Here is a 14,180-nt window from a genome sequence, read left to right as displayed (position 1 = left end):
CTACCAGTATACATTGACAGACAACCAAGTGTAGCTTTCGCCAAAGACATCTTTGCCATAGGTCAGCGATGTCTCTACTTGCTTGTTATAAATACGTCGGGTATTAGCTAGCTGAAGCTGTCGGGCTTGCTCATAGTTTCGAGTATTCACTACATCGAACGTCACAAAGTGATTGCTATTTTTAACCGTGGATAGCTCCAAACGCCACATTGAGTCCAGATTTTCTCGATAAGTTAGCTCGACAAGGTGACCCTGGCTGGGAACGCCATCTTGAAATATACGCTGATTCGCAACAGCATGCCCCACTACAAACCCATCTCTCGTGTTGCCATTCTTCGGAAAAATGTAGTTCTTGTACCATAAGCTGTGCATATTGGAGTATTCATACCTGAATGTCAGGCTGCGAGTAAGTGCAGGCAGGTAGAATCCAAAATTGGACGCAATATTACCAAACTGATAGTTCTTGTGCTCTTTTGTATCTTCTCCACCGTATTCAAGGTACCATTCAATCGGCATCAACCAATTCGTTTTGAACACCGATGTGATACTTGCCCACTGATCTCCAAGCTCTTCGTCGGAACTACCAACCAGGCCTACGTTATCGTTACCGGCCGGGTCAAAATAGGCTTTTACCACGTCTTTGATTCCAACCTCTCGTGGGCCTCCACCAAACTGCATGATTCGGTTAATACCAATCTTCCAATTATCCAACGGCTCGAAGCTAATATGCGTACCCGCCAGCTTAGGAGTACCGTCATGCAGTGTGTCTTGATAAAGAATACCTTCTTCTACATGTTCCAACTCAGAATAGAAAAGCTCAAAGTCAAAGTTCCACCAGTTTTCCAATGGCAGATTCAAACCCACTGATGCAGATAGTGGCGCTTGTGCATTATTTGAATAGACCTGAGCACCATGTTTGAACGGCGAAAACCAATGCTCTTTATAGCCCAAAGTAAGTTGTAAGTTATCTCCACCCAAGGCGTAGAACGTATTATAAGGCACCACTTTGCCCGCATCGACGCGATATTCAGCACCAAGCTGAACCAGGCTTGTGTCACTACCACGCCATATCCCATCAAATGACAATTCAGCATATTCGCTACTAGAATTTCCACGGTCATTCGCAAGCTGCTGCACGTCGCCGGAGTCAACCCGTAACTTAATTCCGCGACGTGTGATTGCGTCTCTTTCCAGGTAGGGTGCCAATCGTGTTTTGATGCTTTGATGTAATGCTGGATCAACACGCTCAAGTTCAGATAAAGTCTTATTAACTTCAGTGATACGATAGGGCTTAGACATTGGCGTCGTACCGATCAAAGCAAACATCTGATCAATCTGGTATTCCAGGATGTTGTCTTTACCCAAAGGTAAAAAAGCGGTTGGCATAGCGACGGCCTGCGCTGCGCCCAGCAGACACAAAGTAGAAAACGTGATATTACGAAAGGACAACTTAAAACCTTTAAAATTGGAAATTTTGCCAGATCCTAGCAAATTCCCGTCCGCTGAGCACCTCAACAACTGTGATAATTTGTATGCGTGTTATCGCTTTTTCAGGCTGACAAGTTAAAATAGGCGTTTTTTATACTGTTGGCTGTCATGATTAGACATTTATATTCCCTGGTGCTACTGATTTTATGTCCATTCATCGTGCTGTATCTGTACGTTATCAGAGGAAAAAAGAACCCGCTGTATAAAGCGCATTTTTGCGAACGATTTGGCTTTACTCCCTCAATCCGCACAAAGCATGCCGTGGTCATTCACTGCGCTTCCGTCGGGGAAGTACTGGCCGCAGCACCCCTTATAAAAGCGCTGTTAGAAGAACACCCTGAAGCACCTTTTGTACTTACCTGTAACACCCCCACAGGTCGCGAACAGCTTAATCAGCTGTTTGGCAACAGTGCACATGACATCACGATTTGCTACTTACCTGTCGATTTTGCCTTTGCAGCCCGGCGCTTCGTCAGACGAATTAAGCCCAGAATTTTATTAGTACTGGAAACTGAGCTGTGGCCGAACCTATTTTATTACGCCAACAAGGCACATTGCCCGGTCGCCGTCATCAATGCCCGCCTGTCTGAAAAATCTTTGATGGGATATCAAAAAGTGGCGTCTCTGAGCCGTTTTTTGATGGCTCAAATCAGTATGCTGGCGAGCCATAATCAGGAAGATGCCGAGCGTTTTATTAAGCTGGGACTGACGCCAGACAAAGTCACAGTAACGGGCTCAATTAAATTTGATATCGCCCTGGATAACGCTCAGCAGGACAAGATTGAGGCCATAAAAACACAGCTCGGCGCACGACCAGTGTGGGTTGCAGGCTCTACCCACCCCGCGGAGCATGAACAGGTTTTAACAGCCCACCAGCAACTATTGGCCCACCAGAGCGATGCTCTGTTGATCATAGCGCCCAGACATCCTGAGCAGTTCGATAAAGTTGCCACTTTAATTGAAACACGAGCACTCAGCTACAGTCGTCGCAGCCAGAATTACACGCCGTCATCACAAGTCTTGCTGGCAGACACACTGGGCGAACTAAAGTTGTTATACGGGTGTGGTCAAGTTGCCTACATTGGCGGCAGTCTGATCGAACGAGGCGGCCATAACCCACTTGAAGCGGCGGCCTGTTCGGTCGGTGTACTGACTGGACCACACACCTATAACTTTGCCCATATTTATCCTGAACTGTTTGCGCTGAAAGGTGCTATTGAAGTAGCGGATCAGCAAGCGCTGGCCGATACTTTGCTGGTTTACTTGCGCTCACAGCAAAGTGCAATGGAATTAGGCACACATGCAAAAGCGTGTCTGACACGCAATCAGGGCGCCATTGCACGCAGTATTACTATGATCAACTCTCTTTTGGGAAAATAAATGCACCATATTGCCGTCAAAGCGATGCAAAACTGGGTCAGCTCAGTCATTGTAAAATACAACTTCTGCCCGTTTGCCCGCAAAGAAGTGGAACAAAACGCAATCCACTACCGAGTTTGCGCGTCACAAAAACCCGAAGATGCCGTGATGGATATGCTAGATGAATGTCAGGCACTGACTGAGAACCCGGCGCGGGAAACCAGCTTGCTCATTTTTACTGAGGGTTTTACCGATTTTGATGCATTTTTAGATTTGGTAGACCTGGCAAACGCACTGTTAGTTGCCCAGGGCTATGAAGGCACCTTCCAGCTCGCCAACTTCCACCCGGATTATGTTTTTGCAGAGTCAGAGCAAGATGATCCGGCAAACTACACAAACCGAGCCCCTTACCCAGCTTTACATGTGATCCGCGAGGCCAGTATGGCTGAGGCACTGGAAAGTTATGATGATCCAGAGTCTATTCCGGATAACAACATCAGGCTTGCACGCCGAAAAGGTGCGGCTTTCTGGCAACAACTGTTACGTCAATGCCAGCAAACAGATTAACAGTCAGGGCGGAGAATTCCGCCCTGAATGCTATTTTTTAACCCACTTTCCATCGACTTTTACGAAGTGGCCCGGCGCCGTTTTCGCAAATGTTTTCTTGGCAGCCATGGCTTCAACCTGACTCAGGCTGATGCCATTTTTCTTAGCAAGTTGCTGGTACTTCGCCTTGCGTTTACTGTTTACTTCTTTCACCAGCTTTTTCACTTCACTACTGCCCTTGATCACGCCCAAATAACCCGCTGCGGTCTCCCCCACTAAGCCCTGTGACTTAGCATCGTCCAGAGTAATGGCAAATACCGAAAAGCTCATACAAGCGGCGGCAATCGTGGTCAGTAACTTAGATGCGTTCATGATCTGGCTCCTTAGAATAATTCACTGTCATCGCTGAACAGATCGTCCAGCTCTTTGTCGACTTTAACACGGATCTCGTGGTCAACTTTGACGTTTAAGTTGATGGTGATAGGCTCTTTGGTCTCTACCTGCACTTTATGCGTACAAGCCGACACCAAACAAGCAAACACCAAAGTTAGCATCCATTTCATGCTGAGTTGCTCCTATTGGTTTAACGCTTTTTCCACTGCCTGAGTAATTTCATCACTCAGACGCAACGCCCTGAACAGGGTATAAATATTCTCACTGTGCGTATAATTAAAATTCACAGGTTGTTGTTTCTGTTTGTTTTCGCCAGCAATTTTTACAGCCAACTCCAATTGGCCATCTTGTGACATATTCACATCGGCACTTAATGTTTCAATACTTAACTCGTCCAACATATCGAATACAGGCTGCAACTCCGGACGCTGAGACTTTAACGCATTAAATGAAGCATTGTCCTCTACTTTCAACATACTATCTACTATGTTACTCAGGTACCCATCGCGGATCTCTGCCTGCCCATTGTGAATAAACACAGGTAGTCTGCCTGAAACCTGGCCATAAAGCTCAACTCCGGCCTCACGGCCAGCTTCAGAGATCAGCATCAAATCCAGATCGCTGGCCGTCACTAAAACTTCCTGATCCTGCTTGTCGAGTAAAACCTGCTCAGCCGCGAGCTGGCCACTGAAAATATTGGCGCTAAATTGACGCAACACAAGCAAGTTGTTGTCTGAAGTTATCTGACCTCGCACGTCTGTCAACACAGGTCCTGACCGTACTTCAGTAATACTCAGTGGTGCGGGCTCTATCATAAGCTCCCCCGCATGCCACTTGCCCTTCAAAGGCAATTCAAGTCCAGATACGTAGTGATGATCATACAAAAACGAGGCATCACCGACACCTATTTCGAAATCAAAAACCTGACGCGACAATTCACCTGAAACACTGGCACTGATCAGGCCCTCTTCTATTTTAAGTTTAGGCACAAACTGGCTGGCCACAGACTGAATCGCCCCCAGGCCATGCTCACCCAGTGTCAGGGTAAACGGCATTAACCCGGCTTCAAGACGATGTGTCAGTTGTAGTTCTAGACTGTCGTGCGTCAGCTTATGAGTAAGCGCCAACTGCTCTACACCTTTGATGTCGCCTTCGCTGTTTAGCACTACATCTCTAAGCACCAGCTGAGGATGTGCCACCAGCTCAATGGTCGAGTTACCCTTGAGTTTACCAACAAGTCCCTCAGGTCGAAGCGTACCGCTAAAGCCAAGCTGTTGATGTAACTCTTTGCCCCGTACATTCTCGCGCTTGAACGAGCCAACCCGAATATCCGCGTTTACGTTAGCCGCCAGCGAGGCATCAATATCACCATGGCCAGACACGCTCAGATTGCGTCCCTGAACCCCATCAATCTGATATCGCTCTGCCTCAGCGTCAAGCTGCCATTGCAATTGTTCAAACGGTGTCTGTTGCGTTTTAATATGACGCTCGCTCATCGCGAATAGGGCTTGGGCCGACACAGAGGTAGTTAACTTGTCTAGCATCATTACTTCCGTCACGACAGACTGAGCCTGTGGTTTTGCTGTGATGTTGAGCATCAGTTGTTCGTTCACTTTGCCCTGCAATGAGAAATCACTGCGCATGCTCAATGCCTGCCAGTTGATGGGGAGCTCCTCAGGTGCCTGCGCAAGCTCAAAAGTCACGATGCCCTGACTTTCCAGTTGTGTCCCTGCGAGCAGAAAGTCGACTTGCGCATCCAGCAACTGAAATGCCTCACTGTGATGCGACACCATCAGTTTGCCCTGCATCTGCTGCTCAGGCAGCTGATAGACAAACTCACTCAAGGTGACTGTGCTAACGTGCGCAACATCCTGTACGCTCAAAGCAGGTAGTGTAAGAGTCTGTGCGTTGATTATCACTGGCTCTGATATACGCGCTTGCCAACGTCCGGACCAAATGCTGTTTTTCCAGTCTTGTGGCAGCTCAGCCAGCAACGCCTGGCACTCAGCGACGGCCAAATCAACAGGCAGCTGACGCAAATCCAGCGTTGCGCGCTCGTCTGTAAAGTCCCATTGCCCGGTAGCCACCCCATTGACCTGAATCTCGGGCTGGCATTGAGGTAGGGCATAGTTCAATGTGCTCTGTAACTGGAGATCAGCGTTGATAACTTGACCGTTGAACTCGGCTTCAATTTTGCCAGTCAGTGCCGACACGCTCACAGGGAGTTTCGCGTCACGCAAAAACCTCTGTACAGCGGGACTGGATAACCTCAGTGCCGCATGTAGCTTTGTATCACTCAGGGCAAGGTCGGCTTGCATATCCCCGTCAATGGTAAAGGCGAAATCATCTGTTTGCTTTACGCTTAAATTCAGTGACTCAGATAATAATGGACTGGATACGGTGAGCTTCTCAACCTCAACTGTGGGCATACCTTCAGGTAAATCAAGCTGTAACGGGGTAGGAGAATAAGTCACCTGGGTGTTGTCATCAGTCTGGGTTTGCTGATGAATCACCCTCATGTTCCCCACCAGAAAATGGTCGCCATCAAAGGTGGCGTTACTGAGTTCAACAGATACGGCTTCACTGCGCCAGCACATGCGCTCTACTGCAAGCCTGTCCCAACTGTCTACTGACCAGTCCAGACACTCAAGCAACCCCTGCTCCTCGGTCAGTATCTGTTTACCAATCGTGAGCGTCAGTGGCACGCGAAAATAATAAACAGTGATCCCAATTGTAAACAGGGCAAATAACAGAATAAGAAAAAAGCGCCGCATCGGTACCTGGTATTCAGTGAAAACTGGCTTAAGTGTAAGGGATCTTGCTAACGATGTAATGTTTGCCCAGGTAAGAAGATGTTAAGTTCGCAAAAATCTCTTACAAATAGGTCATTACTTCGTCCTCTAACGGCTTTACAGCTTACCTTTGCGCTTGAGCTCTTCGAGTCGTTCACGCTCTGCAAGGATCATTTTAATCATATTAACGCGAATATCAGCTTCGAGTTGTTTATACTCTGAAAGCTGCTGCTCCAGCAGTGCAATTTCATCCACTTTAGTACTGTCACGATATTGTTTTAAGCCAATATGCTCAACAATCGCCCCATCCGATGAGGCTTCTGCTTCTGCATGTTCCTGCACCTGAAGGTGGCGCTGCTGCACAGATTGCATTAGCTTGTTGAGCTGAACCTGTAGCTTACGGATAAATGCCTGGATCTGCGCCATGGCTTTCTCCAGCTCCTCATAATCCTCTTTAAATACCGGATTGTCTTCTTTGTACTGACCCGCCTCGTCATCCAGCTCTTGTGACAGCAAGGGGGGAACGGTATCAACCTCGTCGCGGTTTTGTGTATCCACATTTACCTTAACATCAGCCACTTTGCCGCTGTTATTACGCACTTGCGCATGCGATATCGACTTGCCTGGCGAAGCGCTACTTGGATGTACTTGTATGTCCATACTCACTCCTTGATTGTCATTATTGGTCTGCAGGCACCGTTCTGCGCCTGGAAGTACCTCTAATTCAACCATTGTATCGGTATTTACATAGAAAACTTGAGGAGAGAAAGTATACGGGATGAATAATACCAAACCATGAACATGGTGATGTAACAGACAACAAAAAAGGCCACCGAAGTGACCTTTTTCTTTTAAGTTAGTTGAAGCACTGCAGACTAATTCGTCCTGAAGCTGCGGCCCGGCTCGCCATCCATGACTCACGTAAAACACGCTGCGAAACGTTGTTTCGGTCGTGGGTATCGCTGCCAAGAGTTCGCTTTCTTCAAGCAATAAAAAAGGCCACCGAAGTGACCCTTTTCTTTTAAGCTAGTTGAAGCAGTGCAGACTAATTCGTCCTGAAGCGGCGGCCCGGCTCGCCATCCATGACTCGCGTAAAACACGCTGCGAAACGTTGTTTCGGTCACGAGAGCACTGCAGATTAATTCGTCCTGAAGCTACGGCCCGGCTCGTCATCCATGACTCGCGTAAAACACGCTGCGAAACGTTGTTTCGGTCGTGTTTTACCCAACGTTCTTACGTGCGTTACGGAACATGCGCATCCAAGGGCTGTCCTCTTTCCACTCATCCGGGTGCCAAGAGTTCGCTACGGCACGGAATACACGCTCTGGGTGTGGCATCATAACTGTTGCACGACCATCTGTTGATGTAATACCGGTAATACCCTCTGGTGAACCATTCGGGTTGTTCGGGTATTGCGTAGTCGGCTTACCAAAGTTATCCACGTACTGAACGGCTACTGTGCCAGACTCAAGCGCCGCTTTTACTGCTGCGTCGTTGGCAAACTCAGCATGGCCTTCACCGTGTGAGACTGCGATTGGCATACGAGAACCAGCCATGCCCTGGAAGAATACCGACGGGCTTTCTTGAACTTCTACAAGGCTGAAACGTGCTTCAAAACGCTCTGACTTGTTGGTTACAAAACGTGGCCAGTGCTCAGTACCTGGGATAAGCTCTTTCAGAGTTGATAACATCTGACAACCGTTACACACACCTAAACTGAACGTGTCTTGACGTTCAAAGAAGGTTTGGAACTGATCGCGTGCCATGTCATTGAATAGAATTGACTTAGCCCAGCCTTCACCCGCACCCAGTACGTCACCGTAAGAGAAACCACCACATGCTACAAGGCCTTTAAACTCTTCTAGTGTTAAGCGACCTTCAAGGATGTCACTCATGTGTACGTCTACTGCTGCAAAACCTGCACGGTTAAATGCGGCGGCCATTTCAACGTGTGAGTTAACGCCTTGCTCACGCAAGATAGCCATCTTAGGCTTAGCACCTGTTGCAATGTAAGGTGCAGCAACGTCTTCATTTAAATCAAAGCTTAGTTTCACGTTCAGACCTGGGTCTTTTTCGTCAAACTTGGCATCGAACTCTTGTTTAGCGCACTCTGGGTTGTCACGAAGTGCCTGCATCTTATATGTGGTTTCAGCCCAAATAGTACGTAGTTCAGTACGTGTATTTGCCAGTACTGCTTCACCGCCACGGTTGAAGATTACTTTGTCTTCCGTGTTTAGTGCACCGATAGTGTGGCTGATTGTTGCAAGGCCATTGTCAGCAAGAATTGCTTCAACCGCAGCCAGGTCATCGTTACGAACCTGAATAACGGCACCCAGCTCTTCGTTGTAAAGTACTTCGATGTCAGAACCAACTAAGCTATCAAGGTTTACCGTGACACCGGTGCGACCTGCGAATGCCATTTCAGCAACGGTTGTGAATAGACCACCGTCTGAACGGTCGTGGTAAGCCAGTAGCTTCTCATCCGCTACAAGAGCTTGCATCGCGTTGTAGAAGCCTTTTAATAGCTCAGGGCTATCTACGTCAGGCGTCTTATCACCAAGCTGCTTGTAAACCTGTGCAAGGCTTGATGCACCCAGTCGGTTTTGACCTGCACCTAAATCAACTAAGATCAGGCTTGATTCGCCTTTATCAGTACGAAGCTGAGGCGTTACCGTTTTACGAATGTCTTCAACACGGCCAAACGCAGTGATGATCAGAGAAAGTGGTGCTGTTACCGCTTTGTCTTCACCCTCATCTTGCCAGGTGGTTTTCATCGACATTGAGTCTTTACCAACCGGAATAGTTAGACCCAGCGCCGGACATAGCTCTTCACCTACGGCTTTAACCGCTTCGTAAAGACCTGCGTCTTCACCTGGGTGACCTGCTGCTGCCATCCAGTTTGCAGATAGCTTAATATTCTCAAGGCCACCAATGTTTGCGCCAGCAATATTTGTGAGCGCTTCAGCTACTGCCAAACGTGCAGAAGCACCGTAGTTCAGAAGTGCCGCAGGTGTGCGTTCACCCATTGACATTGCTTCACCGTGGTAAGTGTCAAACGCAGCTGCTGTCACAGCACAGTTTGCTACTGGTACCTGCCAGGGGCCAACCATTTGGTCACGTGCTACCAGACCTGTCACCGTACGGTCACCAATCGTGATAAGGAATGTTTTCTCAGCGATAGTAGGTAGACGAAGTAAACGCTTAGCCGCTTCTTCTACATCGATGCTGTCAGTGTTAAGGGCTTCACCTTCGACTTTTTTCGACTCTACGTCACGGTGCATCTTAGGTGCTTTGCCAAGTAGTACTTCAAGCGGCAGGTCTACTGGATTATTGTCGAAATGACTATCCGCAACAGTTAAGTGACGCTCTTCCGTTGCCTCACCGATAACTGCGTATTGTGCACGTTCACGCTGACAGATGGCTTCAAAGCGGTCAAAGTCTTCAGCAGCTACGGCCAGTACATAACGTTCTTGAGATTCGTTACACCAGATCTCGTGTGGTGCCATGCCTGGCTCATCGTTCGGGATGTTACGTAGCTGGAATTTACCACCACGACCACCGTCATCTACCAGCTCAGGGAATGCATTAGAAAGACCACCTGCGCCCACATCGTGGATAAACGCGATAGGGTTTTCGTCACCCAGCTGCCAACATTTGTCGATCACTTCCTGACAACGACGTTCCATTTCTGGGTTTTCACGCTGTACAGACGCAAAATCCAGGTCTTCATTTGACTGGCCAGATGCCATTGATGATGCAGCACCACCACCCAGACCGATGTTCATCGCAGGGCCGCCCAGTGCAACTAGCTTAGCACCGACAGGGATTTCACCTTTTTGTACGTGCTCAGTACGGATGTTACCCAGACCCCCTGCCAGCATGATTGGCTTGTGGTAACCACGCACTTCTTCACCGTTGTGGCTGTTCACTTTTTCTTCGTAAGTACGGAAGTAACCAAGCAGATTAGGGCGACCAAATTCGTTATTGAACGCCGCGCCACCCAGAGGACCATCGATCATGATATCGAGTGCATTAACAATGCGACCAGGTTTGCCGAAGTTGCTTTCCCACGGCTGCTCGAAGCCAGGGATTCGCAAGTTAGATACCGTAAAACCGACCAGGCCCGCTTTTGGCTTAGAACCACGGCCTGTCGCACCTTCGTCGCGAATTTCACCACCAGAGCCCGTTGATGCACCAGAGAAAGGGGCAATCGCGGTTGGGTGGTTGTGGGTTTCAACCTTCATCAGGATTTCAATGTTTTCCTGATTGTAGCTGTACTCACCGTCTTTATTTGGGAAGAAACGACCCGCTTTTGATCCTTTCATTACCGCAGCGTTATCTTTATACGCAGACAGTACATTTTCAGGGTGCGTTTCGTATGTATTTTTGATCATTTTGAACAGCGACTTAGGCTGCTGTTCACCGTCGATTGTCCAATCGGCGTTGAAAATTTTATGACGACAGTGCTCAGAGTTCGCCTGTGCGAACATGAACAGCTCGATGTCGTTCGGGTTACGCCCTAGTTTTTGGAAATTCTCTACCAGGTAATCAATTTCGTCATCCGCCAGAGCAAAGCCTTGTTCAACGTTTGCAGTAGCAAGTGCTTCACGGCCACCGCCAAGAATGTCAACTGAAGACATTGGGCGAGGCTCTTCAACGCGGAATAACTGACCGGCATCTTCCAGTGAACTGTGTACTGACTCTGTCATGCGATCATGTAAAAGTTTCGCTACCTCATCGATCTGCTCTGCACTCAGTGCGCCCTCGACATAGTAAGCAATACCACGCTCAACGCGGTGTACTTTATCCAAGCCACAATTATTGGCGATGTCAGTGGCTTTCGATGCCCAAGGCGAAATCGTACCAATTCGCGGTGTGACTAAAATCAGGGTTCCTTCAGGCGCATGTTCGGCAATGGTCGGGCCGTACTTTAAAAGCTTGCTCAGCTTGTCCAGTTCAGACTCAGAAAGTTCCGCTGTCAGATCAGCAAAATGCATGAACTCAGCATACACACCAGTCACTGGTAATTGCGCATCGTTACAGCTTTTAAGGATTTTTTGAACTTTGAAATCAGAAAGTGCAGGTGCACCACGTAGGATCAACATAGGTATTTTCATCCGGGGTTAAGGATTGAACGATATTTTGGGCCGCTATTATAGTCGATTTGCCCTCCTTATTTAACTCAAATTTAGCAATTATCGAAAAAAAGCCCCTTCACAAAAGCGCCGTTAATTGCGAGCATGGAGCGGTCTGTCACTCTCATTTGACCAAGGAGCCAAAAGTCACTTATGCGTTTGCTTTCCTTTGTGCTGGTACTGTGCTGTTTATTGCTAATGAGCAGCTGTGAAAAAATGCCCGCCACTCAATTACAACAGATCAAAGCGCAGGAAGTGATCCGCATTGGCACCCTGGTGGGACCCGCGACCTTTTATCAAGGCATTGGTGGTGAACAGGGGTTTGAGTACGAACTGGCTGAGCAGTTTGCCAATGAGCTCGGCGTTGAGTTGCAAATGGTGCCTTTTTTCAGCCTGAAAAAACTGTTCGAACGCCTGCAAAGTGGCGATCTGGATATGGCTGCGGCGGGACTTAGCTACCACCCTCAGCGTGCTGTCCATTTTCGTTTTGGCCCCAGCTATCGGGAGATAAGCCAAAAATTGGTCTTTAAACAAGGCAATACCCGACCACGCAACTTTGCCCAGTTAACTGGGCCTGTCACCGTTTTAGCGGACAGCCATCATGTGATCTCTTTGCAAGCGGCACAAAAGCAGTACCCTGAGCTTAGCTGGCATGAAGTCGATGACCGGGATCAGGAAGAGCTATTGCAGGGGATCATCGACGGTGACATACAATACACAGTTGTCGACTCGCACTCGCTAGCCCTGTTCCGACGTTACCACCCCAATGTCAGCATTGCATTTTCCGTCACTCAGGCCGATCCGGTTTCCTGGGTGCTGCGCAACGAAAAAGACGACTCTTTATACGCACTGCTGCCGCCATTTTTTGCCAAGATGCAACAATCTCAGCAACTGGCCGCGCTCGAGGAGAAGTACTTTGGCCATGTCAGGCGCTTTAATTACGTCAACACTCTGGCTTTTGTTGAAGCGAGTAAAACCACGCTGCCTAAATATCAGGACTGGTTTATGCAATACGCTGAGCAGCACCAGCTGGACTGGCGCTTACTCGCCGCACTGAGCTATCAGGAATCGATGTGGAATCCCAGAGCCAAATCGCCCACCGGTGTACGCGGGATCATGATGCTCACACAGCGCACAGCCAAACAAGTTGGCGTAACGCACAGACTCAAACCAGAACAAAATATTCGCGGTGGCGCCCGCTACTTACGTAAACTCATTAATCGCATCCCCAAACAGATCGGTGCACCAGACAGAACCTGGTTTGCGCTTGCAGCGTATAACGTTGGGTGGGGTCACGTGAATGATGCACGCAAACTCACGATGCGTCAGGGGGGCAATCCAACTAGCTGGGCAGAGGTGAAAAAACGACTACCACTGCTGACTAAAAAGCGCTACTATCGAGAGACAAAATATGGATATGCGCGCGGCGATGTGGCAGTGACCTATGTAGATAATATTCGCCGGTACTACGACGCCCTGATCTGGTTGGACGAAAATGGGGCCCTTCAAGTCAATACAGACTCAGAGCAACCAGCCCAATGATCGACTAGGCGCTCTGGTAAGTATCCGGTACGCTATTCAGAGTATGTCATCAAGTTGACACACGAATACGCTATAGCTGTCGCGCGTAGTTGTTCTCTCACTAAAAATGGAGGTTACGATGCTAAGAAGACGTCGAACTCATCAGTTTAAACGTAACACGCGCAACACGAATCCAAATCGTCGCCGTATTATGTTACGCAACATCAACCGTAAGATATTATTACGCCGCCGCATCTATGCACTGATCCAGATAGCGGCAGACGAAAGAGCGGCTCAATCCTGAGCTGCTTGGTCGTTTGACCCCGCTTGCCTGGCTTTTTTCTGCGCCTTGATCTCTTTGCGCCGACGCCGAAAAAATGCTGATAACTTCTCGCCACATTGCTCGGCTAATACCCCGCCGCTCACCTCGACCTGGTGATTCAGTTTTGGTTCCTGCAACAAATTCATGATTGACCCTGCGGCCCCTGTTTTCGCATCCGACGCACCAAACACCACCCGTTTAATCCGGCTATGTACCAGCAAACCAGCACACATAGGACACGGCTCCAGCGTGACATATAGAGTGCAATCTACCAGGCGATAATTTTCGATGCGCTGACCGGCATCCCGGATCGCCAGCATTTCCGCATGGGCCGAAGGATCATGGCAACAAATGGAGCGGTTCCAGCCCGCGCCAACCAGCTCACCATCTCTTACCACAACGGCGCCAACCGGGATCTCATCTTCCTGTTCGGCCTTGTCAGCATACTCCAATGCACGCTGCATCCAATACAGATCTTGCTGTTGTTCGTCCACCTAAATGCTCCTGGGTACAAAATGGGGGATATTCTAGCGTATTGTCGCGAACTGCGCACTGTGACAGTTATATTGCTAAAATTAGCAAATTGCCATGGCTCAATGACATCAATTTAAGCTATAATTCGCC

The 14,180-nt window shown here is 48.6% G+C and carries 11 protein-coding genes; 4 read left to right on the top strand and 7 right to left on the bottom strand.

Features of this window, described 5'->3' with window-relative positions; genetic code table 11:
* On the bottom strand, window positions 1-1,449 hold the full coding sequence (locus MHN31_RS09275) for a capsule assembly Wzi family protein (protein WP_239444143.1): 1,449 nt from the start codon (window positions 1,447-1,449) through the stop codon (window positions 1-3).
* A 147-nt stretch (window positions 1,450-1,596) separates the two neighbouring features.
* Here MHN31_RS09275 and waaA point away from each other — a divergent pair, with 147 nt between their 5' ends.
* The gene (gene waaA, locus MHN31_RS09270) at window positions 1,597-2,868 is read left to right on the top strand and encodes a lipid IV(A) 3-deoxy-D-manno-octulosonic acid transferase (protein ID WP_239444142.1); all 1,272 of its coding nucleotides are present in this window, start codon (window positions 1,597-1,599) and stop codon (window positions 2,866-2,868) included.
* Complete coding sequence (locus tag MHN31_RS09265) at window positions 2,869-3,414, top strand: DUF1415 domain-containing protein (RefSeq protein WP_239444141.1); 546 nt, start codon at window positions 2,869-2,871, stop codon at window positions 3,412-3,414.
* Between the two features lie 30 nt (window positions 3,415-3,444).
* Here MHN31_RS09265 and MHN31_RS09260 read toward each other — a convergent pair whose 3' ends face one another.
* The 5 genes from MHN31_RS09260 to purL all read right to left on the bottom strand — a co-directional run bounded on the left by MHN31_RS09260 (window position 3,445) and on the right by purL (window position 11,683).
* On the bottom strand, window positions 3,445-3,765 hold the full coding sequence (locus tag MHN31_RS09260) for a YdbL family protein (RefSeq protein ID WP_010383031.1): 321 nt from the start codon (window positions 3,763-3,765) through the stop codon (window positions 3,445-3,447).
* A gap of 11 nt (window positions 3,766-3,776) precedes the next feature.
* Window positions 3,777-3,956 carry a YnbE family lipoprotein gene (locus tag MHN31_RS09255; RefSeq protein WP_010383032.1) on the bottom strand — a complete coding sequence of 60 codons (180 nt, stop codon included), beginning with the start codon at window positions 3,954-3,956 and terminating at the stop codon, window positions 3,777-3,779.
* A 12-nt stretch (window positions 3,957-3,968) separates the two neighbouring features.
* Window positions 3,969-6,560 carry a YdbH domain-containing protein gene (locus tag MHN31_RS09250; RefSeq protein ID WP_239444140.1) on the bottom strand — a complete coding sequence of 864 codons (2,592 nt, stop codon included), beginning with the start codon at window positions 6,558-6,560 and terminating at the stop codon, window positions 3,969-3,971.
* A 135-nt stretch (window positions 6,561-6,695) separates the two neighbouring features.
* On the bottom strand, window positions 6,696-7,238 hold the full coding sequence (locus MHN31_RS09245; protein WP_239444139.1) for a hypothetical protein: 543 nt from the start codon (window positions 7,236-7,238) through the stop codon (window positions 6,696-6,698).
* Between the two features lie 560 nt (window positions 7,239-7,798).
* A complete protein-coding gene (purL, locus tag MHN31_RS09240; RefSeq protein WP_239444138.1) occupies window positions 7,799-11,683 on the bottom strand; it encodes a phosphoribosylformylglycinamidine synthase in 3,885 nt (1,294 codons plus the stop codon).
* 183 nt (window positions 11,684-11,866) lie between these two features.
* Here purL and mltF point away from each other — a divergent pair, with 183 nt between their 5' ends.
* Both mltF and MHN31_RS09230 read left to right on the top strand, forming a co-directional pair.
* Window positions 11,867-13,255 carry a membrane-bound lytic murein transglycosylase MltF gene (gene mltF, locus MHN31_RS09235; RefSeq protein ID WP_239444137.1) on the top strand — a complete coding sequence of 463 codons (1,389 nt, stop codon included), beginning with the start codon at window positions 11,867-11,869 and terminating at the stop codon, window positions 13,253-13,255.
* Between the two features lie 118 nt (window positions 13,256-13,373).
* Window positions 13,374-13,538 (top strand): hypothetical protein, encoded by a 165-nt coding sequence (locus tag MHN31_RS09230; protein ID WP_010383038.1) that lies wholly within the window; start codon window positions 13,374-13,376, stop codon window positions 13,536-13,538.
* On the opposite strand, the gene tadA is transcribed toward MHN31_RS09230, so the two are convergent.
* Window positions 13,529-14,050, bottom strand: coding sequence for a tRNA adenosine(34) deaminase TadA (tadA, locus tag MHN31_RS09225; RefSeq protein WP_125558092.1), 522 nt, complete (start codon window positions 14,048-14,050; stop codon window positions 13,529-13,531). The two genes, MHN31_RS09230 and tadA, sit on opposite strands and share 10 nt — an antisense overlap.
* Between the last annotated feature and the right edge of the window lie 130 nt (window positions 14,051-14,180).

This window comes from Pseudoalteromonas sp. McH1-42 (assembly GCF_022347845.1).
Lineage (GTDB): Bacteria > Pseudomonadota > Gammaproteobacteria > Enterobacterales > Alteromonadaceae > Pseudoalteromonas > Pseudoalteromonas rubra_D.
The sequence above is the reverse complement of the archived record's forward strand: the minus strand, read 5'-3'. Positions and strand labels throughout refer to the sequence as shown.